19 protein-coding genes and 1 pseudogene are annotated in these 22,964 nt (G+C 63.2%); 11 read left to right on the top strand and 9 right to left on the bottom strand.

Features of this window, described 5'->3' with window-relative positions; genetic code table 11:
* Positions 1-141: 141 nt before the first annotated feature.
* Positions 142-1,500, bottom strand: coding sequence for a sodium-dependent transporter (locus C484_RS20955; protein ID WP_049915847.1), 1,359 nt, complete (start codon positions 1,498-1,500; stop codon positions 142-144).
* 157 nt (positions 1,501-1,657) lie between these two features.
* Here C484_RS20955 and C484_RS20950 point away from each other — a divergent pair, with 157 nt between their 5' ends.
* The 3 genes from C484_RS20950 (at position 1,658) to C484_RS20940 (ending at position 5,580) form a co-directional block, all read left to right on the top strand.
* The gene (locus C484_RS20950; protein ID WP_006827863.1) at positions 1,658-3,202 is read left to right on the top strand and encodes an acyl-CoA carboxylase subunit beta; all 1,545 of its coding nucleotides are present in this window, start codon (positions 1,658-1,660) and stop codon (positions 3,200-3,202) included.
* A 1-nt stretch (position 3,203) separates the two neighbouring features.
* Entirely contained in the window at positions 3,204-3,596 is a 393-nt protein-coding gene (locus C484_RS20945; protein WP_006827862.1) for a hypothetical protein, read from the top strand.
* Positions 3,597-3,723: 127 nt separating this feature from the next.
* Positions 3,724-5,580: an acetyl-CoA carboxylase biotin carboxylase subunit gene (locus C484_RS20940; protein WP_006827861.1), complete on the top strand. Its 1,857-nt coding sequence runs from the start codon at positions 3,724-3,726 to the stop codon at positions 5,578-5,580.
* 63 nt (positions 5,581-5,643) lie between these two features.
* On the opposite strand, the gene C484_RS20935 is transcribed toward C484_RS20940, so the two are convergent.
* Entirely contained in the window at positions 5,644-6,273 is a 630-nt protein-coding gene (locus C484_RS20935) for a hypothetical protein (protein ID WP_049915878.1), read from the bottom strand.
* Between the two features lie 95 nt (positions 6,274-6,368).
* On the opposite strand from C484_RS20935, the gene C484_RS20930 reads away from it, so the two are divergent.
* On the top strand, positions 6,369-7,634 hold the full coding sequence (locus C484_RS20930; RefSeq protein ID WP_006827859.1) for a cation:proton antiporter: 1,266 nt from the start codon (positions 6,369-6,371) through the stop codon (positions 7,632-7,634).
* Between the two features lie 47 nt (positions 7,635-7,681).
* Here C484_RS20930 and C484_RS20925 read toward each other — a convergent pair whose 3' ends face one another.
* On the bottom strand, positions 7,682-8,308 hold the full coding sequence (locus C484_RS20925) for a universal stress protein (RefSeq protein ID WP_049915844.1): 627 nt from the start codon (positions 8,306-8,308) through the stop codon (positions 7,682-7,684).
* A 201-nt stretch (positions 8,309-8,509) separates the two neighbouring features.
* Here C484_RS20925 and C484_RS20920 point away from each other — a divergent pair, with 201 nt between their 5' ends.
* From C484_RS20920 to C484_RS20910, 3 genes are all read left to right on the top strand, one after another.
* Complete coding sequence (locus tag C484_RS20920; protein ID WP_006827857.1) at positions 8,510-10,093, top strand: long-chain-fatty-acid--CoA ligase; 1,584 nt, start codon at positions 8,510-8,512, stop codon at positions 10,091-10,093.
* Positions 10,094-10,425: 332 nt separating this feature from the next.
* Positions 10,426-11,595: an aspartate-alanine antiporter-like transporter gene (locus tag C484_RS20915; protein WP_006827856.1), complete on the top strand. Its 1,170-nt coding sequence runs from the start codon at positions 10,426-10,428 to the stop codon at positions 11,593-11,595.
* A 101-nt stretch (positions 11,596-11,696) separates the two neighbouring features.
* On the top strand, positions 11,697-12,392 hold the full coding sequence (locus C484_RS20910; protein ID WP_006827855.1) for an O-methyltransferase: 696 nt from the start codon (positions 11,697-11,699) through the stop codon (positions 12,390-12,392).
* On the opposite strand, the gene C484_RS20905 is transcribed toward C484_RS20910, so the two are convergent.
* Entirely contained in the window at positions 12,377-12,835 is a 459-nt protein-coding gene (locus tag C484_RS20905) for a hypothetical protein (protein WP_006827854.1), read from the bottom strand. The two genes, C484_RS20910 and C484_RS20905, sit on opposite strands and share 16 nt — an antisense overlap.
* Before the next feature lie 284 nt (positions 12,836-13,119).
* Here C484_RS20905 and C484_RS20900 point away from each other — a divergent pair, with 284 nt between their 5' ends.
* Positions 13,120-13,494, top strand: a complete 375-nt coding sequence (locus C484_RS20900) for a cupin domain-containing protein (protein ID WP_006664138.1) — start codon at positions 13,120-13,122, stop codon at positions 13,492-13,494.
* 94 nt (positions 13,495-13,588) lie between these two features.
* Here C484_RS20900 and C484_RS24710 read toward each other — a convergent pair whose 3' ends face one another.
* On the bottom strand, positions 13,589-13,720 hold the full coding sequence (locus C484_RS24710) for a hypothetical protein (protein WP_006827853.1): 132 nt from the start codon (positions 13,718-13,720) through the stop codon (positions 13,589-13,591).
* Between the two features lie 12 nt (positions 13,721-13,732).
* On the opposite strand from C484_RS24710, the gene C484_RS20895 reads away from it, so the two are divergent.
* Positions 13,733-15,706 carry a PAS domain S-box protein gene (locus tag C484_RS20895; RefSeq protein ID WP_006827852.1) on the top strand — a complete coding sequence of 658 codons (1,974 nt, stop codon included), beginning with the start codon at positions 13,733-13,735 and terminating at the stop codon, positions 15,704-15,706.
* A gap of 341 nt (positions 15,707-16,047) precedes the next feature.
* On the opposite strand, the gene C484_RS20890 is transcribed toward C484_RS20895, so the two are convergent.
* Positions 16,048-18,021, bottom strand: coding sequence for a 3-hydroxyacyl-CoA dehydrogenase/enoyl-CoA hydratase family protein (locus C484_RS20890; protein ID WP_006827851.1), 1,974 nt, complete (start codon positions 18,019-18,021; stop codon positions 16,048-16,050).
* Between the two features lie 115 nt (positions 18,022-18,136).
* On the opposite strand from C484_RS20890, the gene C484_RS20885 reads away from it, so the two are divergent.
* Positions 18,137-19,288, top strand: a complete 1,152-nt coding sequence (locus tag C484_RS20885) for an acyl-CoA dehydrogenase family protein (RefSeq protein ID WP_006827850.1) — start codon at positions 18,137-18,139, stop codon at positions 19,286-19,288.
* A 382-nt stretch (positions 19,289-19,670) separates the two neighbouring features.
* Here C484_RS20885 and C484_RS20880 read toward each other — a convergent pair whose 3' ends face one another.
* The 3 genes from C484_RS20880 to C484_RS20870 all read right to left on the bottom strand — a co-directional run bounded on the left by C484_RS20880 (position 19,671) and on the right by C484_RS20870 (position 22,539).
* Complete coding sequence (locus tag C484_RS20880; RefSeq protein WP_006827849.1) at positions 19,671-21,065, bottom strand: uracil-xanthine permease family protein; 1,395 nt, start codon at positions 21,063-21,065, stop codon at positions 19,671-19,673.
* A 182-nt stretch (positions 21,066-21,247) separates the two neighbouring features.
* Positions 21,248-21,805, bottom strand: a complete 558-nt coding sequence (hpt, locus tag C484_RS20875; protein ID WP_006827848.1) for a hypoxanthine/guanine phosphoribosyltransferase — start codon at positions 21,803-21,805, stop codon at positions 21,248-21,250.
* A 173-nt stretch (positions 21,806-21,978) separates the two neighbouring features.
* Positions 21,979-22,539 (bottom strand): hypothetical protein, encoded by a 561-nt coding sequence (locus C484_RS20870; protein WP_006827847.1) that lies wholly within the window; start codon positions 22,537-22,539, stop codon positions 21,979-21,981.
* Positions 22,540-22,598: 59 nt separating this feature from the next.
* On the opposite strand from C484_RS20870, the pseudogene C484_RS20865 reads away from it, so the two are divergent.
* Positions 22,599-22,964: pseudogene (locus C484_RS20865) on the top strand (helix-turn-helix domain-containing protein); the annotation flags it as partial.

Raw genomic sequence — 22,964 nt, 5'->3', positions numbered from 1 at the left:
GATCACACTGCACATATAAAAGAGTTTAGGTGAACTGACGGCTGGAGAGATCCCTCATGAGATATCGTAACGGGAGACGGTCAAAAAATTCGGAGTAAGCGTTAGTTATTGGTGGGACACAAGATCGATCCGTTGACTGACTTACAGCGTCTCGTTGAGCCAGTCAGCGAAGTCAGTCGTGAGGAAGTCATAGTACCCCATGGCCCCGAGTGCAATCGTCACAAGCAGCGTGATGATCACTGGAATACGGACGAGCCAAATCCAGCCCGTTCCCCAGATACCGAGATCACCGATCCCCTTGCGGAGTTCACTGCGTCCCAGTTCGGGGACGATCCACCCGACGAAGATCGAGACCAGCAGTGCACCCAGAACGAGTAACACGTTGTTCACGAATAAGTCGTAAACGTCCACGAAGATGATGTCGAGCGCAGCTGGCAGGCCGACGATAAAGAGCCCGACGCCCAGCACGACGGTCGCAGGAACGCGGCCGACATCCCACTCGTCGATCAGGTACGAGACGACCACTTCCATGATACTGATCGCACTCGAGAGCGCCGCAATCGCGACCGTCGCGAAGAAGACGGCCCCGATGATCCCTCCGAATGGCAGTTCAGCGAACGCAGCGGCCAGACTGACGAAAATCGCCCCTGCACCAGGATCGCCCGGATCGATACCGGCCGTAAAGAGAATGGGGAACACGATCAGTCCCACAGTGAATGCGATCAGCGTGTCGAGACCGACGATTGCGAGGCCGTCCTCGACCAGATTCCGATCCTCATCCAGATAGGACGCGTAGGTAATCATCACACCCATCCCGAGCGAGAGCGTGAAGAACGCCTGTCCCGCAGCACCCGGAAGTACGGATGTGAACTCGTTTACAATTACCGAGATGTCCGGCGACAGGTAGTACGCGTACGCTTCACCCGCGCCGTCGAGCGTGAACGCGTAGGCTGCAAGGCCGATCGTGATCGCGATAATTGCTGGGACCATGAGCTTCACCGAGAACTCGATCCCTTTCTGAATGCCAAGGGCAACGATACCGATCACTGCAGCCATGAAGATCGCGTGCAAAAGGACGGCATCAAGCCCGCTAGCGACGGATCCAAACTGTTCGTTAGCTCCGGCAACATTCCCCACATAACCGTCCTGCAGGCCGATTAGCACGTATCGAATCGTCCATCCAGCAACGACACTGTAGTAGGAAAGAATCAGGAAGCCGGTTGCGACGAACAACCAGCCCACTTTCTGCCAGAGACCTTGCCCGAGTTCACTGAGCGCACCGACCGGATTCCGATTGGTGCGGCGGCCGACGACGAACTCGACCAGCATCGCCGGGAATCCGACAAGTGCGATAAACAGCAGGTAGACGAATAGGAACGTCGACCCACCACCCTCCCCAACCTGGAATGGGAACCGCCAGATATTTCCAAGCCCAACAGCACTACCCACGGCAGCGAGAATAAACCCTGTCCTCGTTGCCCATGACTCACGTTGTTCCATGCCTACGCTGTTTAAATAGGACTTATATATAACTTTCCGTGAGACTCCTGAAATGTCACCTAGGTGTCTATTAATCGTGATGGAGTTACGGAATCCTTTTCCTATTGGTCCTCGCACAACGGCGTATGAATCCAAGCGGGGTGGTTCCTGCATGACGATGGACGACCGGATCGACGAACTCGAGGCGTTTCGCGAGGAGGCCCGCCTTGGCGGTGGTGAGGACCGAATCGCCAAACAACACGACAAGGGCAAGATGACCGCCCGCGAGCGGATCGATTACTTCCTCGATGAAGGTACGTTTACCGAGTTCGACCAGCTCCGAACCCACCAAACCCGGCAGTTCGGGATGGACGAGAAGAAGATCCGGGGCGACGGCGTCGTCACGGGTCACGGCGAGGTAAACGGCCGAACAGTTTTTGTATTTGCACACGACTTTACCGTCTTCGGCGGCTCGCTCGGCGAGGTCTTCGCCGAGAAGGTCTGTAAGGTCATGGACATGGCGATGGAGGTCGGCGCGCCCGTCATCGGGCTCAACGACTCCGCCGGTGCTCGCATTCAGGAAGGCGTCAAGAGCCTCGCCGGCTACACCGAAATCTTCCGCCGGAACCAGGAAGCGAGCGGCGTCATCCCACAGATTTCCGCGACCATGGGGCCGTGCGCCGGCGGTGCCGTCTACTCCCCGGCGATCACCGACTTCATCTTCATGGTCAAGGACACGAGCCACATGTACATCACCGGGCCCGGCGTCACCGAGACCGTCACCGGCGAGGACGTGACCCACGAAGAACTCGGCGGCGCGATGACCCATGCCGACAAGACCGGCGTCGCCCAGTTCGCCTGCGAGAGCGAGGAGCAGGCTCTAGACGACATCAAACGCCTCCTCTCCTACCTCCCGCAGAACAACGTCGAGGACCCGCCGCGGGTCGATCCGTGGGACGATCCGGACCGTCGCGACGACCGACTCACCTCGATCGTGCCGGACAGCCCGCAAAAGCCCTACGACATGACGGACGTGATCGATGCAACCGTCGACGAGGGTTCGTTCTTCGAGGTCGGCGAGAACTTCGCCAAGAACATCGTCGTCGGCTTCGGCCGCCTCGACGGCCGATCCGTCGGACTCGTCGCGAACCAGCCGCGAGTCAACGCCGGCACGCTCACCGTCGACGCCTCGATGAAGGGCTCGCGGTTCGTACGCTTCTGTGACTCCTTTAACATCCCGATCGTCACCTTCGTCGACGTGCCCGGCTACATGCCCGGAACCGACCAGGAACACCGTGGGATCATCCGCCACGGAGCGAAGCTTCTCTACGCGTACGCGGAAGCGACCGTGCCGCTACTCACCGTCATCACCCGCAAGGCCTACGGCGGTGCCTACTGCGTCATGGCCTCGAAGAACCTCGGTGCGGACGTCAACTACGCCTGGCCGACCGCCGAAATCGCCGTCATGGGGCCGAAAGGCGCGGTCAACATCCTCTACCGCGAGGAACTCGCCGAGGCCGAAAACCCCGACGAACTCCGCGAGGAACTCATCGACGAGTACCGCGAAGAGTTCGCGAATCCCTACACGGCGACGGACAAGGGCTTCCTCGACGACGTGATCGTCCCGACGGAGACGCGGCCGCGGCTGATCGCCGACCTCGAGATGTTAGAGACCAAGCGCGAACAGAACCCGGACAAGAAACACGGCAACATCCCGCTCTAGTATGACTGCACAGCACCCGGAAGCGAGCGACAAAACTCGCGCTGCTGACGGCGCAGAACTGCCGCAGTCCGAGGCGTCCGCAGCGCACACCGAACCCGACTCGGCCGAGATTAAGACGCGGCCGCTCGAGGTCGGCCTTCCCGCCGGTGTTGAACTCGAACTGCCGTCCGATGCCGACGATGAGGAGGCGGCGGCGATCGCGGCTGCGATCGGGGCACACCTGCACGATCAGGCGCGTGCGGCGGCCGCAGCGGCCCAGGAGGAAGAGACGTGGGACGGCAAGCGGTGGGCCTTCTCGGGTCGCGTTCGAGCCCAGCAGGGCGAGTTCAGCCGAGTGCCGCGGTCGGCGCCGACGGACGCGTGGGCCGCTGCCGGCAGGACGGATCGGTTCTGAGCGACGGGCAGGTGGTTCGACGGGACTGCGTTCCCGCGGTACTGTCTGTCTTTCCCGGTTATTCGTGAGGAGTACTCGCCTCGTTGCGAAAAAGTAAGGTAGTGGCCACGCAACCGTTCTCACAGGAATGTTCAGGAAGGTTCTCGTGGCGAACCGCGGCGAGATCGCCGTTCGAGTGATGCGGGCGTGCGAGGAGTTAAACGTCGGAACTGTCGCGATTTACTCCGAGGCCGACGCGGATAGCGGTCACGTCCGATACGCGGACGAAGCGTACAATGTCGGCCCCGCTCGCGCGGCGGACTCGTATCTCGATCACGAGGCTGTCATCGAGGCCGCACAGCAGGCCGACGCCGACGCGATCCACCCCGGCTACGGCTTCCTCGCGGAGAACGCCGAGTTCGCGGAGAAGGTCGAAGCCGCGGACGGGATCACCTGGATCGGCCCGTCGAGCGACGCGATGGAATCGCTCGGCGAGAAGACGAAGGCCCGCGAGATCATGTCCGAAGCCGACGTGCCGATCGTTCCCGGGACCACGGACCCCGTTACCGATCCCGAGGAGGTCGCGGCGTTCGGCGAGGAACACGGCTATCCGATCGCCATCAAGGCCGAGGGTGGCGGCGGCGGGCGCGGAATGAAGGTCGTCTGGGACGAAAGCGAGATCGAGGACCAGTTAGAGAGCGCACAGCGCGAGGGCGAGGCCTACTTCGACAACGACTCGGTCTATCTCGAGCGCTACCTCGAACAGCCCCGCCACATCGAGATCCAGATTCTCGCGGACGAGCACGGTAACGTCCGCCACCTCGGCGAACGGGACTGCTCGCTTCAGCGCCGACACCAGAAGGTCATCGAAGAAGGTCCATCCGCGGCCCTCTCCGACGAACTCCGCGAACAGATCGGCGAGGCCGCCCGCCGCGGGGTCGCTGCCGCCGACTACACCAACGCCGGCACCGTCGAGTTCCTCGTCGAGGAAGAGTCGGGCCGCGACGGGCCGCTCGGGCCGGACGCGAACTTCTACTTCCTCGAGGTTAACACGCGGATCCAGGTCGAACACACCGTCACGGAGGAGATCACCGGCTACGACATCGTCAAACGCCAGATTCAGATCGCCGCGGGCGAGGAAGTCGACTTCGACCAGGACGACGTCGAGGTCGACGGCCACGCAATGGAGTTCCGGATCAACGCCGAGAACGCGGCCGAGGACTTCGCACCCGCAACCGGCGGCCAGCTAGAGACCTACGATCCGCCGGGCGGCGTCGGCGTCCGCCTCGACGACGCGCTCCGACAGGGAGACGACCTCGTGACCGACTACGACTCGATGATCGCCAAACTGGTCGTCTGGGGCGAGGACCGCGAGGAGTGTATCGCCCGCTCGCTTCGCGCCCTGCGCGAGTACGACGTTGCGGGCATCCCGACGATCATCCCCTTCCACCGGCTCATGCTCACCGACGAACAGTTCGTCGCGAGCACGCACACGACGAAGTACCTCGACAACGAACTCGACGAGAGCCGGATCGAGGAGGCCCAGGCGCAGTGGGGCGGCGACACCGGCGACGGCGGGGCCAAGGGCGAAGACGAAGACGATGAAGAGACCGTCGAACGCGAGTTCACCGTCGAGGTCAACGGCAAGCGCTTCGAAGTTGAACTCGCAGAGCACGGCGCGCCGGCGATTCCGGTCGGTGACGGGGCGGCGGCCGGCACTGGAACTGGGGCGGCAAGTCCGCCACAGCCGGCCGGCGGCGACAGCGGTAGCAGCGACGAGTTCGCCGGCGACGGCGAGACCGTCGACGCCGAGATGCAGGGGACGATCCTCGACGTTGCAGTCGAGGAGGGCGACGAGGTCGCGGCGGGTGACGTGCTGGTCGTGCTCGAAGCGATGAAGATGGAAAACGACATCGTGGCTTCCCGCGGCGGGACGGTGACGGAGATCGCCGTCGAGGAGGAACAGAGCGTCGATATGGGTGACGTGCTGGTCGTGCTCGAATAAGGAAATTCGGGCGTATCGGGAGGCAGAAACCACGGGAAACAACGGGTCGGTACCGCGAGAACGCTATTCTGACGGTGAGACTTCGACATCCGGTGGGTGACGTTCGGAGGCGACCGTCGTGGCGACGAGTTCACCGTATTCCGCCGCGGACAGGTCGCCGTCGAGGTAGGCCTCGGCCCACGGGCGTTCGATCGAGGCTTCGCCGAACGAGTCGGGGGCAGGATCGAGGATGGTAACGGCGAGCGCGGTGGCGTCGTAGCCGGCGTCGACGAGGGCTGCGAACGCGCCTGCAATCGGGCCGAGGGTGTGGAGCGTACTCGTCTCGTAGCGCTCCGTCGCGGCGTACTCGATCGTCAGCACGTCCCGGTCTCGCTCGACCGTCTCGACGTCGATTCCGTACTCGTCGATCGCCGTCTCGAACTCGGCTTCGTCGGCGATCGATTCGGGAGCCATCGCTTCGATTCCGTTTTCCAGGACGGTGGATCGTTCGCTCACGGGGAGCGAGGGTGCGAGGTCGGCGGTCGGCCACTTTTCGTTCGGCGGGAACTCCTCGCCGATATCTGCGGTACAGCCGCTCAGGGAAGTGAGGCCGACGAGACTGCCCCATCGGAGGAGCCGCCGGCGGCACGTCTCGGTTCGGGGACGGTCGCGAGGCTGGGCCTGACGGTCCGAGGAATCGCCGCGTCGCATCATCGTCTCGGCCTGGGGTGGCGGCCGCCATAGGGATTCGTTCTGCATCTGCCTGCATCGGCTTCAAGACTTCCGTTGTCGGTAGTTACTGGTCCCTGATGGTACTCGAGTTGTACGACATCGGCCTCGTTTTCATCGGAATCGTACTCTTCGGGGTCGCGATCTTGCCCCGTCTCGTCGCGAACCGATCGATTTCGCTGCCGCTTTTCTTCGTCGCCTTCGGCTTGCTGGTGTTTGGCCTCCCGATCGATCTCCCACCACCGGACCCGCTCGAACAGAGCGAGACGACCGAACGCCTCGCCGAACTCGGCGTGATCCTCGCGCTCATGGGAGTCGGGCTGAAACTCGACCGCCCGCCCGGACTTCGCGCCTGGGCGTCGACGTGGCGACTCCTCGCGATCACGATGCCGCTGTCGATTATCGGCGCAGCGCTGCTCGGCTGGGGGCTCGCGGGTCTGGTTCTCCCCACGGCCGTCCTGCTCGGGGCGTGCATCGCGCCGACGGACCCGGTCCTCGCCGCGGAAGTCCAGGTCGACGAACCCGGCTCGGGAACCAACGAACAGATCGAGGCCCCGCCTGCCCGCGAAGACGAGGCGGAGGTCCGATTCGCACTCTCCTCCGAAGCCGGCCTGAACGACGGCCTCGCGTTCCCGTTTACGAATCTTGCCATCGCGATCGCCCTCGTCGGTATCGCTCCCGGCAACTGGCTCGGCGAGTGGCTCCTCGTCGCCGTCGCCTACAAAATCGCCGTCGGCGTCGCACTCGGTGCCGTTCTCGGGGCAGTGACGGCTCGCATCGTCTTCCTGACGAACCCGACCACCCAGATCGCCGAATCGGTACAGGGCCTCGAAGCCGTCGCCGGGACGCTGCTCGTCTACGGCCTCACTGAACTCGTCGGCGGCTACGGGTTCATCGCCGTCTTCATCGCGGCGCTACTGATTCGTGACTACGAGCGCTCGCACGAGTACAACGAGGCGTTACACGAGATCAGCGAGTTGGCAGAGCAGGCCGTGATGGCGATTATTATGGTCTTTTTCGGCGGTGCGATCGTCGGCGGCCTTCTCGCGCCGTTGACGATCGAGGCCGCAATCGCTGCTGTCGTGATCGTCTTCGTCGTTCGACCGGTCGCAGGGCTCATCGGTTTGCTCGGGTTCGATCGCGACTGGGCCGAACGTGGCACGATCGCCTTCTTCGGTATCCGTGGAATCGGCTCGTTTTACTACCTCTCACACGGCCTCAACGAGGCCGTCTTCGCCAACGCGGACCTGGTGTGGGCGCTGGTCGGTGCGGTCGTCCTGCTCTCGGTCGTCGTCCACGGGATCACTGCGACGCCGGTCGTCGATCGTCTCGGATCGGCTGAATAGCACTCGTTCGCACGGTGGCCAGCACGGAGACACCGCCGCATCGATTCTTATCGGTCCTCGTCGCGAGTTCGGTCTGCAATTCGACCCTCGCCGGATACCGCGTCGATGTGGACTTGCATCGAGTGGCCGTTCGCTTCGAGCGGAACGATCCAGGAGGCGCTGGTTCGATGTGGCTCGCTGACACTCGTTACGTCCTCGTACCCCTCCTGTTCGGCCTGTTCGTGCGCGAGTTCACGCGCCTCCTCGGCGTCGGTGATTCGGATGTCGTCCGTCAGTCGGACGGTGACGACCGGCACGTCGGCCATGCGGACGACGCGTTCGGTGACGCTCCCGACGAGGACGCGGTCGAGGCCGGTCCGCCCCTGGGTCCCCATGACGATGAGATCGATCTCGTTGTCGTCCGCGTAGGCGAGGATCTCCTCGTGAGGGACACCCTGTGCGACGGTGGTAACGGTTTCGAGATCGGCGGCCCTCGTTTCCATTGCGACCCGGTCGACGGCGCGCCGGGCGGCCTCGGTTGCGGCCTCGCTCTCGAACGTTCCAAACGGGCCTTCCGGGACGACCGAGAGTGCGTGAACCGTTGCGTCGAACTGGTCGGCGATGGCTAATCCGTGCGTGATCGACCGCCGAGTTCCATCGCTCCCGTCCGTCGGAATGAGGACGTGATCGTACATCGCTCGGACGTTTGGCGCACGAACGTAAATAGGCTCGACTCCCATCTGGGCCACCGAGACGGCCGCGTTCAGTGTCTGTCTCACCCGCTTGCTCTCGAGTTCAGCGCCGGCGCTGAACTCGTCGGTCTGGTAAGGATGACTCAATATAGTATAAACAATGTAAATGTTTTTCACACAGTGCGACAACAGTTTGCGTGAGCAATGGCAAACCTTGTCACGAATGTCGCGGCAGCCGTCGAGGAGCACGGGGACAACACCGCGATCGGATTCCGGGGGGAAGAAACCAGTTACGACGAGTTCTGGGCACAGACTGGTGCGTTCGCGACCGCGCTCAACGAGCGGGGGATCGGGGTGGACGACCGTATTGCGCTCTATCTGCCGAACGTCCCGCCGTTTCTGATCGCCTTCCACGGGACGCTCCGTGCCGGTGGTGTCGTCGTACCGATGAACCCGCAGTACAAGTCACGGGAGATCAGCCACTTACTCGGCGACAGCGAGGCCAGGGTGGTCGTCACGCTCTCCGATCTCGTCCCGTTCGTCACGGCGGTCCAGGACGAGACGAGCGTCGAACACGTCGTCAGTATTGACGGCGAAGCCGAGGGTGCGACGACGTTCGAGGCGTTCCTCGAGCGCGGTGAACCCGATATCGTCGACCGCGCCGACGACGACGTGGCGGTCCAGCCGTACACGTCGGGGACGACGGGTCAGCCGAAAGGCGTCCAGCTAACGCACGAAAATCTCGCCTCGAATGCGACGGCGGCGGCGAAACTCGTTCCGGACGGAATTCGGTCCGACGACAGGCAACTCGGCGTTCTACCGCTGTTTCACATCTACGGGATGACCGTCACGATGAACGCCGCGTTGTTCAACGGTGCGGCCTACTACCCGATGGCCGACTGGGACGCCCAGGACGCCGTCTCGCTCGTCGAGAGCGAGGAACTCACGGTCTTCCACGGCGTGCCGGCGATGTACAACGACGTGATCAACCAGCCCAACGCCGACGAGTTCGATTTCTCCTCGGTCCGGCTGTGCGGCGTCGGCGGGTCCGGCATTCCGACCGAAGTCCTCCGGCAGTTCGAAGACCGCTACGAACCGATGGTCTACGAGGGATACGGGCTCACCGAGACCAGCCCGATCACGCACTTCAACAGTCCGATCGACGGGCGGCGCGTCGGTAGCATCGGCAAGACCGTCCCCGGCGTCGACTCGAAGGTCGTCAATGACGAGTTCGAGGATGTCTCGCCCGTCGAGGAAGGGCCAGTCGACGAGGACGAAGCGGACTTAACCGAGATCATCGGCGAAATCGTCGTCTCCGGGCCGAACGTGATGAAAGGCTACTACGGCCTGCCCGAGGCGAACGAGAAGGCCTTCACCGAGGCAGCGGGCACGACGTGGTTCCACACCGGCGACGTGGGCTACCACGACGAAGACGGCTTCTTCTACGTCGTCGACCGCGAGAAGCACATGATCGTCACGGGCGGGTACAACGTCTATCCGCGCGAAGTCGAGGAATTGCTGTTCGAACACGAGGCCGTTGCTGACGCCGCGGTCGCCGGCATTCCGGACGATCGACGGGGGGAGACGGTCAAGGCATTCGTCGTGCCGACGCCCGACGCCGACGTGACGGACGATGAACTCCGAGAGTACTGCCTGACTAATCTGGCGGAGTACAAGCACCCGCGCGAAATCGAGTTCGTCGAGGAACTCCCGCGGACGACGACGGGGAAGGTCCAGAAGTTCAAGCTTCGTGAGCGCGAGGAGACGGCGGAAGCAGAGACGAACTGACGGCTCTACTGCGCTGCACTGAAAGCGAAATTCGTTGATCCTACACCCGCTGTGAGTGTGGGAGAGGCAATTCAGAGCGTCTAATCCGCAGTAGTGGCTATCATAATTGACGATACGGACATTCTCTCCATATCGATGAGACCTTACTCGTTGGGTAGTAATTTTTGAGTGGCACGGCCGGGCATCGCTCCGCGACGCTCGACCGGCCGGAACGAGAGAAGCGCCGCTTAGGAGGTGCTACTACCCATCAGACAGGTATTATCGCTGTATCGGCGGAACGTTCTCGGTATCGGTCGGACGAACGCGACGGCACTCGAGGGAGGTGAGCGGCCGTGTCCGTCGTGAGCGACGTGCTCGGTAACGGAATTTTCGTCGTCTTTCTGGCGCTCGTCGTCGGCATGGCGGTCGGGCGCGTCACCGTTCGAGGCGTCTCGTTCGGGGTCGCCGGCCCGCTCTTTGCGGGATTGGTGCTCGGTCACCTCGGACTGACGGTCCCGCCGTCGTACTCCGGCCTCGCACTCGCGCTGTTCGTCGCCTGCGTCGGGTTGATCGCCGCCGAGGATATTTCCGGCGTTATCCGGACCTACGGCCCGTACTTCGTCGTCCTCGCGGCCGTCATGACCGCATCGGGTTTCGCGGTTACCGCCATCTCGGCGACGGTCCTGTTCCCCGAGACGAATACGCCGTTGCTCATGGGTGCGTTCACCGGCGCGCTGACGAGCAGCCCCGGTCTCGCGTCCGCCCTTGACGGTCTGTCCGGTAGCGCACAGGCGTCATACCAGATCGGCCACTCGATCGGCTACGTTGTCGGTGCCGTCCTCATCGTCCTCTTTCAGCAACTCTATCCTCGATTCGCCGGCCTCGAGATGGATACGGAGCGTCGACAGTACGAAGCCGATGTCGGCGAAACGGAGTCGAATACCGACGGCTCGTCGATCGAGCGGGTACCGTTCAGCCTCGTCGGATTCGGACTCGTGCTCGCACTCGGCGTCGTGCTCGGGTCGATCCCGCTGCCGCTCGGTCCGCTCGGCGCGCCGACGCTCGGAACGACCGGCGGCGTCATCATCGCCGCGCTGGTGCTCGGCTACGTCGGCGAGCTCGGGCCGATCACGCTGCGGATGGACCGGACGATCCTCTCGGAACTCCGCTCGCTCACGCTCGGCCTGTTCCTCGCAACGGTCGGTATCGAGGCCGGCAGCGGGCTCGTTCAAACGGTCGCCGAGTACGGCGTTCAGATCGTCCTGGCATCGGCGCTGACGAGCCTCGCCGCGATTCTCGTCGGACTGGCCGTCACGCGACGGCTCTGGGGCCAGGACTGGATCACGGCCGCCGGCGGTATCTGCGGCGGCCACACCGACACGAAAGGCCTCGCCGCGGCGATCGACGCTACCGACGCCGACGAGGTCGGTGCCGCCTACGGCAACACCTACCCCTTCGCCCTCCTGTTCATGGTCCTGTACGCGAAGGTGCTGGTGTTGCTCGTCCCCGCCACGGTCGGCTGAGAGTCGCCCCCGAATCTCGGTTCCGGAACGGTTCACAGGGGTGACCGCACGGCGTGGCATCGTCCCCCGAACTTGATATTCTCGCTCCCGTACCACTAGCCATGGTTGACGTACTCACAACCGAGCTCAGTCGCTTCGTTCGTGCAGCCGGTCCCGACCCCGACGACACGCTCGCCGAGATGGACGAGTTCGCCCGCGAGGAGGGCTTTCCCCACGTTGGTCCCGAGGTCGGCGCGTTCCTCCGGTTCGTCGCCCGTCTCACCGACGCCGAGCGCATCTTCGAGTTCGGCTCGGGCTACGGCTACTCCGCGTACTGGTTCGCCGAGGCACTCTCTGCTGACGGCGAAATCGTCCTCACCGAAGTCGACGAGGCTGAACTCGAGCAGGCCCGCGAGTATATGACTGCTGGTAGATACGACGACGTTGCGCGATATGAACTCGGCGACGCACTGGAGACGGTCGAGCGATACGAGGGGCCGTTCGACGTGGTGTTGCTCGACCTCGAGAAGAATCGGTACGAAGCGGCGTTCGAGGCCGTCCGCTCGAAGGTTCCGGTCGGTGGCGTCGTCATTGCGGATAATGCAATTTCGGCCAGCAGTATCGAGTTCGAGGCGCTGCTGGAGATGGTTGAGGCGACGGCAGAGGGTGAGAAAGAGCATGCAAACACTGGGGATGAAAGCAACGAGCATACGCGCGGAATCGCGGCGTATCTAGAGCGCGTTCGAGAAGACCCGTCGTTCGAGACGGTCGTCGTGCCCCTCGGCGAGGGAATCGCGGTGAGCTATCGCGTCGAGTAGTCGGACGGCTCGCTCTCGATGCTTTGCTCGTCGAGGGTCTCGGTACTGACGGTTGTCCCGTACTCGCGGAACCCGAGGAACGCGGTCGTCGAGCAGGCAGTCAGGAGCAGTGCCCACGTCGCCGCGGTGACCGCGATGACGAGCACGGCGGTCGGACCGGGAACGGCGGCACCGATCGTCTGGAGCCCGATGACGTGCAGGGTAGCGACGGCGAGGAATCCGGTCCAGAGGACGAGTGCAAGGGAAGCAAGCGTGCGTCGAGAAACGCTGTTTGCGTACTTGGCGAGCGTGTAGACGCCCGCAATGGCGAGTGTCGTCGCGCCAAGCGTTGGGCCGAGTTCGTCGACGGAGGCGCTCAAAGCGCCCGCGACGCCGAACAGGGCGAGCGAGACGGCGACCAGGAGTCGATCCGAACGTGTTGGTGTCAGGATCACGTCGTGCACCGCTTTGCTGGCACCTATAGCTGGGTGGCTATATAGCTGTTGGCTCCGGTATACCAGTGTGATAGACGGGCGCACTGACGGGGATACGGCGGTGATGCGCGTCGAACCGGGACAATCAGGTGATCGGTCCCCCGGCGGGGGTGGACCCATGTTGTTCGGTCGAGTTGTGAATGGCGCGTGCACCTGCCGGTCGAGGGTGCGGTCGCGCCGGTCGACGGGTTCGACCTGATCGGTCAGGGTGGATGAACGCGTAACTTTACTGTCGTCCACACCAAGGCACAGCCATGTCCTATCGGAAAGTGAACTACGAGGAAGTCGAGCAGGTGTCGAGTGCGATGCACTTCCTGAGCGATCCGCTCGAAACGGAACAGGTCGGCGTAACGGTTGCCCGCTGTGATCCGGGCTGGAAAAGCAAGCCACACGACCACACTGACAACGACCACGAGGAAGTCTACGTCCTCATCGAAGGCGAAGCGACAGTCGTCGTCGACGACGAACCGGTCGCGATGGAAACCGGCGATGCACTCTGGATCCCGCCAACGTCGACGCGCCAGATCCAAAACGGTGACGACGAAAGCGCGTTTGTCCTCGTGAGCGCACCGAGTATCCAGGACGACGATGATGACAGCGAGTGGCCCCTCTCCGGTTTTGCCGGGTGAGTGTAGTCGGTAGCTCCGCTTCCCGCCTCCATCACTTCGGCACCCACTGCGTGCGGTTCTTACAACCGAGACGGCAGATATGTAGAAAGAACAATTAGTTCTCACACGAGTGCAGTCGTGTGATGGTTCCCGTTGGACACTTACTGGTGACGCTGCCGACGCCGGCGACGATCATAGTGCCGACAATAGAGATGACGACGATGACACCGAGACAGAACCGCGTCACACCCCCTCCGCTATGAGCCGTCGACAGATCCTCTGTATAAGTCGCGATCGGTCGACGCGAGCAACGCTGACGCTCGCACTGACGGATGCACCCGTTAGCGTCGCCGTTGCACGGGAGCCTGCTGTAGCTATCGACCGTCTCGAACGGGACCCGGTCGACGCCGTCGTCATCGATGCGGGAACGATTTCGGACGTTCCGGCCGTCCGCAGCACCCTCGAATCCGTCGCGCCGGATCTCTCGATATTCGGCTACTGGGATGCGGACGGCGGCGAGACGACGCCGGTTCTCACCGAACTTTCCGCATCCAACCCGGCGACGGCTCCCGCAACGGATCTCGCACAGCTGATTCTCGACAGTATCACCCCGAGTTCAACCGCAGATCGCCGTCCTGAACTCGTCGAGACGATCCGGTGTGAGTTGGCCGATGCGACGTCGCCGCGAACCGTCGAGCAGGTGCTTCGCACGACGTTTACGGCGAGCGATGCGTTCGTATTCGCCTGGGTTGGCGAGTACGACCGCGGTGAGCAGTCGGTCGTGCCCTGGATCACGGACCCCGATGCGACCAGTTGGCCGACACACCGGACGTTTCGAGTCGGCAACGGTGCGAATCCGTTGCTCGAACGCGCGCTGTACACGCAGACCTTACAGACCGCCAGTACCGACTCCACGCGGCCGATTCCGTTTGCCGATCGTGCCCGCGAACGCGACGTGCAGGCGGTGGCAGTTTCGCCCCTTGCAACGTCTGAGGAGCGCTACGGCGTGCTCGTGGTGTACGCGGACACGGCGCTGTCGGCGGCCGAACGCGGGACGATTCGGTCGGTCGCCGAGGTGGCCTCGCACGTCCTCGAAACGATCGCGATCCGCGGCCAGCTCGAACAGCAAGAGCAGACCCTGCACCGGTACGAACGCCTCGTCGAGACAGCAGGGGACGGCATTTACGTCCTCGATGCGGCCGGCCACATCATGACGATCAACGACGCGATCGTCGAGATGACCGGCTACACGCGCGAGGGACTGCTCGGCGAACACGCCGACTTGCTCTTCGACGAGTCGACCATCGACCGTGCCGAAACGGCGATCGGCTCGCTGCTTCGAAGCAACGACCGTTCGACAACGATCGAGGCCCCGCTCGAAACGAAGTCCGGGACCCGGATTCCCTGCGAAGTCCAACTCACCGTCCTCGTCCACGACGACGAGTTCAGCGGCTGCGTCGGCGTCGTCCGAGACGTTACCGAGCGAAAGCGAAACGAGCGCCGCCTTCGCGAGCAGAACGAGCGCCTCGACGCGTTCGCCCGCATCGTCAGCCACGACCTGCGCAACCCCCTCGGCATCGCCCAGGGCTATCTCGAACTCGTCGCAGAGACGGAGTCGCTCGAGCACCTTCCGACGGCTCGGCGCAGTCTCGATCGCATGGAGGCAATTATCGACGACGTGCTGGCGATCGCTCGCGACGGCGCGTGGGCGAGTGAAACAACGCGCGTCGATCTCGAATCGGCTGCGACGGAGGCCTGGAACCACGTCTCGACCGGCGGGGCGATGCTCTCGATCGTGGATACGATGACGCTCACAGCCGATCGCTCCCGACTGTTGCGCGTCTTCGAGAACCTGTTTCGGAACGCGATCGAACACGGCTGCGACGGCGACGAGTCCGAGCACGAACTGACCGTCCGGGTCGGCACACTCGAGTGCGGCGCGTGTTCGCTCGGAGCGGACGAGATCGAGAACGGCACCGGCGGGGAACTGGAAGCGGACGACCCGTGCGGCTTCTTCGTCGTGGACGACGGGGCTGGCCTTCCCGACGAGTTCGCCGCCGCCGCTGAACTCTTCGATCCCTCGGTGTCGACCGACGCGGACGGCCTCGGTATCGGACTCTGGGTCGTCCGCGAGGTCGCGGCGGGCCACGACTGGCGCGTTACCGCGACAGAGAGCGAGGCCGGCGGCGCACGGTTCGAGTTCGTGACGGTGGCCGGACGATCGAGTTCGTGATCGGAGTCGTCAACAACGCCAAACGAACGGTGGGACTGCGCGACTGCGCGACCATCCGTCTAGAACGGGTGTCCAACGTGTCGCGGGCGACGGGAGATGAATGCAAGCAGACAGCAGCGCTCGAACGACTGCACCGAACAGAAGCTCGCAGTTCGACTCGAGACGCCCGCCACACGCTGTGATCGGATCGAACGCGCCGAAATCGCAAGCGTTCAAGAACCGCAAGAGACACGCGAGAGCGTTTCTTGTCGCTCTCAGTCGGACACCGTCGTCTTCTACTGCCCTTCGAACGCCGGTTCGCTACCGAAAGACTCGCTGTGTTCGTCTTTCGACGGTCGGCCTCACTTCCCCTCGAACTCCGGCTCACCGTCGCCCATGAACGCCGTGATGCCCTCCATCAGGTCGTCCGTCGCCATCAGGTGGCCGAACGCGGAGGATTCGTACTCGAGACCCGCCTCGGTGTCGTCGCGACCCGCGAGCATCGCGCGCTTGGTGAACTTCTGTGCGATCGGCGGCCCGCCGGCGAGGTCGGTCGCCAGGTCGAGCGCCGCGTCCACGAGTTCGTCGTTGCCGACGAGTTCGTTGACGAAGCCGAACTCTTCCATCGTCGCGGCCTCGTAGCGCTCGGCGGTGAGGATGATCTCCTTTGCGCGGCCCTCGCCGACGATGTGTTTCAAGCGCTGGGTACCGCCCCAGCCGGGGAGCAGACCGAGATCGAGTTCGGGCTGGCCGAACTCGGAGCGGTCGCTTGCGACGCGTAGATCCGCGCAGGTGGCCAGTTCCATGCCGCCGCCGAGACAGTAGCCGTCGATAGCGGCCACGACCGGCATGTCGCAGGCTTCGAGCTTGCCGAACGTCGACTGGCCTTTCTTCGAGAGTTCGACCGCGCCGATGGGGTCGGCACCGCCGGCGGCCATGCTCTGCACGTCGGCACCGGCCGAGAAGGCCTTCTCGCCCGCGCCGGTGATGAGCAGCGCGCGGACCTCCTCGTCGTCCTCGAGCAGGTCGATGGCCTCGGAGAGTTCGGCCAGCAGGTCGTCGCTGATGGTGTTCATGCGGTGCGGGCGGTCGAGGACGATGTGTCCGACCATGTCGCCGGGGTACTCGACGTGGATGGCGTCGAAGTCGACGCCGGCCTCGTCGTCAGCGGACTCGTAGAAGCCACCGGCTTCCGCGCGCTCCGCGAGGTAGTCGGCCGGCGCGTAGCGCTCGTGACCGGTCTCGTCGTAGGCGTCCTCGAGCGTTTCGAGGAGCGGTTCGAGACCGAACTCGTCGACGAGTTTGACCGGGCCGTCGGGGAAGCCGGCACCGAGCTGGACGGCCTCGTCGATGGACTCCGGCGGGGCGACATCGTTACCGATCAGCTTCGCCGCCTCGTTGGCCATCGTCGCGAGCAGCCGTTCTTTGACGAACTCGGACTGTTCGTCGGTCGGGATATCGACGCCGTTGCCGTCCTCGTAGTCGTAGAAGCCCTTGCCGGTTTTCTTGCCGAGTTCTTCGTTTTCGACTTTCGTCTCGAGGAGCGGAGCCGGCTCGTAGGCGTCGCCGAGCACCTCGTGCATGTATTCGAGGACGTGGTAGCTCACGTCGTTGCCGACCTGGTCGCCGAGTTCGAAGCTCCCCATCGGCAGACCCATGTCGTACTTCGTGGTCGAGTCAACCTCGGCGATGGTCGTCTCGTCCTCGCTGACGAGCCAGCTGGCCTCGTTCATCAGGGGGACGAGGATGCGGTTGACGATGAAGCCGGGCGAGTCCTTGTGGACGCGGACCGGCGTCTTGCCGAAGTCTTCGGCGAGTTCCTCGATCACATCGAGAGTGTCTTCGGCACTTTCCGCGCCGGAGATGACCTCGACGAGTTGCATCCGGACCGGCGGGTTGAAAAAGTGCATCCCGCAGAACTGCTCGGGACGCTCCGTCACGTCCGCGAGTTCGGTAATGGAGAGACTCGAGGTGTTCGTCGCGAAGATGGCGCGGTCGGGTGCGTGTTCCTCGACCTCGCCGTAGACGTCCTTCTTGATCTCCATCTTCTCCGGGACGGCCTCGATGATAACATCCGCATTGCCGACGGCCTCCTCGACGTCGACCAGCGGCGTGACGCGTTCGAGGGCGGCATCGGCGTCGTCCTGGCTGAGCTGGTCTTTCTCCGCGAGCTTGTTCAGCGACCACTCGATCTGCTCGTAGCCGTTCTGGACGAACTCGTCTTTGATGTCGCGAAGTGCGACCTCGTAGCCCGCCATCGCGGCGACCTCCGCGATGCCGTGTCCCATGTTCCCCGCGCCGAGAACTGCGACGGTGTTGATGTCTTCCAGTTCCATGAATAATCATGCAATGGGCACCCGTTTGAACGTTTCCCTCTTCCGGGTTAGAAACTTTCTTTGCGTTTATAGCCGGTTACAAAGCTCTTTATCGCTCGGATAATAACGATTGACCATGGAATTCGGTCTCACCGAAGAACAGGAGCAGATCCGCGAAGAGGTACAGCGGTTCGCCGAAAACGAAATCGTCCCCATCGCCGAGGAGTACGACGAACAGGAGAAGTACCCCCACGACGTCATCGACGAGGCCGCCGAAATGGGCCTGACCGGCTCGTACATCCCGATCGACTACGGCGGTGCCGGCTACTCCATCCTCGACACCGCGATCATCACCGAGGAACTGTTCTCCTACGACCCTGGAATCGCGCTGTCGATCATCTCGACCTCCTTCGGTTGCGAGGCAATCATGAACTTCGGAACCGACGACCAGAAGGAGCGCTTCCTCGAACCCGTCGCGCTCGGCGAGAAAATCTCCGGCGCTGCGATCTCCGAGCCCGACACCGGCTCCGACGTGTCCTCCGTCTCGACCCGCGCCGAGAAGGACGGCGACGAGTGGGTGATCAACGGCAACAAGATGTGGATCACCAACGGGACCGTCGGCGACTTCTTCGTCGTCCTCTGTAAGACCAACCCCGACGCACAGGGCCGCTACAACGGCTTCAGCCAGATCGTCGTCGAATCCGACCGGGACGGCTTCTCCGCCGAGAAGATCACCGGCAAACTGGGCATCCGCGCCTCGGACACGGCTGAACTCGTCTTCGACGACGTGCGCGTCCCCGAGGAGAACCTCATCGGCACCAAAGACGCCGCGTTCATGCAGCAGATGCAGTTCTTCGACGAGACCCGCACCGCCGTCGCCGCACAGGGCGTCGGCATCGCCAAGGGTGCCACCCGCGCTGCACTCGAGTACGCCCAGGACCGCGAGCAGTTCGGCCAGTCGATCTCGGAGTTCCAGGCTATCCAGCACAAACTCGCCGAGATGGCGACGAACACCGAGGCGGCCCGCAACCTGACCTACAAGGCGGCCTGGAACGTCGACCAGGGCAACGACATCACCAAACTCGCCTCGATGGCCAAGGAGTACGCCTCCCGAATCGCCGTCGAGGCCGCTGACGAAGCCGTCCAGATCCACGGCGGTGCCGGCTACGTCAACGACTTCCCGGTCGAGCGGTTCTACCGCGACGCCAAGATCACCCAGATCTACGAGGGCACCTCCGAAATTCAGAAGAACGTCATCGCGCGCGAGATGCTCGGCAAGGGCTTCTAGAACCAAACATTTGCTCAGCGTGCGGTCGCTTCGCGGCCGCACTCGGCAAAATATCGAACGAGTGGAACGCTCTTTCGTACCTCGCGGGATCTTCGATCCCGCTTAGCTTTGATGAAAAGTACTCCTCCTCCCTCAGCCGCGTAAACGCGGCTTCCGGGCCAGTCGTCGGCCCGAGCGCTACGCGCAGCGCTTGGTGAACGGTATCGCTCAGGTTCTCCAAACCGCTCGCTCACCGACAGATGATCCCGCACAATATAGGGCCCCATCACCTCGCCCATAGTATAATATTCATGATATCTCTCGAATTACCGACCGCGCACGAAACTTCTTCTCGAGGCGATCCGGGGCGAGGATGTAGAAGGAGCCGTCTTCGTGAGAGACGCTAGTCGTCGCTGGAACTGGGAGCAGGGTTTGGGTTGTCGTCCACGGGAGTTGCACCCTCGGCATCGAACAGCGGACTCTGTTCCCCGGGAACGAACGTGTTGAGAACGAGCGCCGACAGCGCGGTCAGGATCACCGGCTCGCCGAAGAACGTCTGGGCCGCATTCGGGAGGCCGCTGATCGCTTCCGGGGTCGTCGCGATGCCGAGGCCCAGACCGAGCGAGACGGCCACGATGACCATGTTCCGCCGGTCGAGTTCAGTGTGCAGGACGATCAATCGGAAGCCGCTGGCGGCGACCATGCCGACCATCAGCAGGGTGGCACCGCCGAAGACGGCGCTCGGGATGGTCGTGACGACGGCACCGATTTTCGGACTGAGACCGAGCACCGCGAGGATGACGCCGCTGATGCCGACGACGTGGCGGCTCATCACGCCCGTAAAGGTGATAATGCCGACGTTCTGGGAGAACGAGGTGACGGGGAAGGTGGCGAAGACGGAGCCGAGCGAACTCAGCAGACCGTCGGTAAAGAGGGCCCCGCGGAACTCGCGGGTGTCGGGGTTTCGCCCTTCGGCAGCGGTCACGCCGGACATGTCGCCGACGGTCTCCATCGCGGAGACGAGAAAGAGAAAGGCGAAGACGAGGATCGCGATCGGTTCGAACTCGAATCCGAAGCGAGTGGGTGACGGAACGGCGATCCACGCGGCTGTCCCGATCGGCGAGAAGTCGACGAGGCCGACCGCGACCGCGGCGACGTAGCCGACCGTGATCGCGACGAGGATGCTCAGGAGCCGGGTGATTCCGCGCGTCAACATGTTGAGTCCGACGGCGATGGCCAGAACGAGCGCGGCCAGGCCGATGTGGTGAAGCGCGCCGAACTCGCCGGCTTCGTGGGCGGCGGTGCCGCCGGCGGCGTAGTCCATTCCCGTTGGGATCAGATACAGTCCGATGATGACGACGACGAGACCGGTGACGAGCGGCGGGAAGAAGGGTTTGATGCGGCTGAACTGCCAGCCGATGAGCCCTTCGACGGTGAAGCCGGTAACGAGGATCGCACCGAACACCGCGGCCATACCGAAGTCGGCACCGATCGTCGTCATCGCGCCGAGGAACGTAAAGCTCGTTCCCATAACGATCGGCAGTTTCGCGCCGACGGGGCCGACCGTGTAGGCTTGGACGATCGTCGCCAGGCCGGAAAACAACAGCACCATCTGGACGATGTAGGCCGTATCGGCACCGCTCAGTCCGACGCTGCCCGCGACGATGTACGCCACCGCCGTCGCCGGCACGATCATGACCGCGACGTGCTGGAGTCCCAGCAGGATCGACTTCGGCAACGGTGGTTTCTCGTCGAGTCCGTACTCGAGCTGAATGCCATCCCCGGGTTCGTTCGACATCTCTAGGAATCAGCTTGCAATCGAGAGGTAAAAAGTCTCGTATATACGCTCAGACCACGCCTCCTCAACAGTACTTTTACCCATAAACATGCGTATCTTGGCGCGACAAGGAGTAGGATAGCTACTCGACGGAACTGTCGGAAATCGAATGGTAAGGGAGCCGTTCGCTCTCGAAGCCGAGTTCAGCAGTGCGATGAGTGAACGGTAACCTCCCCGTCCTCGACCGTGATGTCGATGAGGCTCGTCGCCTCGAACGGCGTCTCGTCGAGGGCGGACGGGCCGACCTTTCGCATGACGACGACGATGTCGGCGATTTCGGCCCCGATATCGTCGAGCGCCGTACAGATGGCCGCCAGGGTGCCGCCGGTCGAGAGCATGTCGTCGATGATGACGACGCGGTCGCCGGGTTCGACGTCGTTGATGTACATCTCCGACTCCGAGTAGCCCGTCTCCTGGTGGAGCGATACCTCGCCCTCGAGGCCGTACTCTCGCTTGCGGATCACGACGAGCGGAATGTCGGTCTGTAGCGACACTGCGGTTGCGAGGTGGATTCCCATCGCTTCGGGGGCGACGATCTTGTCGACGTTCAGGTCGGCAGTTTGCATGACTTCGACGACGACCTCCCGCAACAGCGCGGGGTCAAGCACCGGAACGCCGTTGCTGATCGGGTGGACGAGGTACTCGTAGCCGTCTTTGTCGATGATCGGCGCGTCATCAAGCGATGCGAGGAGTCGGTCCATGGCGTGGATTGGGGCAATCGCGGCAAAAGCGGTTCGTTCTCGACTCCGGGCGGAGCAGACTATCGCGTTGAGTAATCGACAGTGGCGGTTCCACCGTCGTCCGGCTCGTGTTGAACGAATCGCGTTCTATCGCTGGTCGCTCCGGATGTTCGCCTCACGGGCGTGCGACGGCATTATCCGTCGCTGTCCGAATCCGAATCGGTATCCCCGTCGTCGGTATCCGTGTCCGAGTCGGTGTCGCCATCGTCAGTATTGCTGTCCGTGTCGCCATTGCCCCCGGAATCGGTGTCGGTGTCGGTGTCACCGTCGTCCGAATCCGAGTCCGAATCTGTATCTGTATCTGTATCTGTATCACCGTCCCCGGAAGCCGAACCAGCAGTCGCATCGCTTCCGGACGGCGGGTGTATCAGCGCCGTCTCCGGTTCGGCTGAACCGGCGTCGGTGTCGGTCTCGGGAACCCGATCCCGCCGTGATTCTTTCACACCGCGACGGTCGCGCTCGCTGTCACCCGCCTCCCAAATCGAGTTCACCTTCAGCAGGTACAACGTGACCGGCGGAACGACGTAACAGGCGATCGCGATCGCGGCAAACCAGGGGTCGATGAAGATGAGCAGTCCGAAGATCGTGAGTCCGGCCGCAGTGGCTGCGTGGATCGCCGTCTTCGTATAGCCGCGGTAGAACTCCCAGAACTCGCGGAGTTCCGTTCTGATCCGTGCTGCTGCCGGTTGTCCCATACCGCTCGGTACGCCATCGAGCGGGAAACCATTTGTCGCGTGAACCCCTAGTACCGACAATGAGAGAGTTCGTCTTCGCACTGGAGTACGAACCAGGAACGAACCCGGTCGCCGACGTGCTCGCGGACTACCCCGAGATGTCGGTCCGCTCGCTGTCGTGTCACGTCAGCGCCGATAGCCTCTGGCGAGTCGACCTCGCGAGCGGACCCGACGCGGCGCTCGCCGAACTCGAACGGGCCTACGAGACGGCCGACTACTTTGCGGACTGTCTCGTCAAGGACCACTGCGGGGCGGATTGTGAGGTGCAGGTCCTCGATCGATCGATCGATACGCTCGTCGTCTACACCTACTGGGAGCGAACCGAGGTCTGCACGTCGGTCCCCCACGTGGCCCTCGAGTACTTGGGCGAGGGACTGCTCTTCGAG

The organism is Natrialba taiwanensis DSM 12281 (assembly GCF_000337595.1).
Classification (GTDB): domain Archaea; phylum Halobacteriota; class Halobacteria; order Halobacteriales; family Natrialbaceae; genus Natrialba; species Natrialba taiwanensis.
This window is presented reverse-complemented; position numbering and strand designations above follow the sequence as displayed.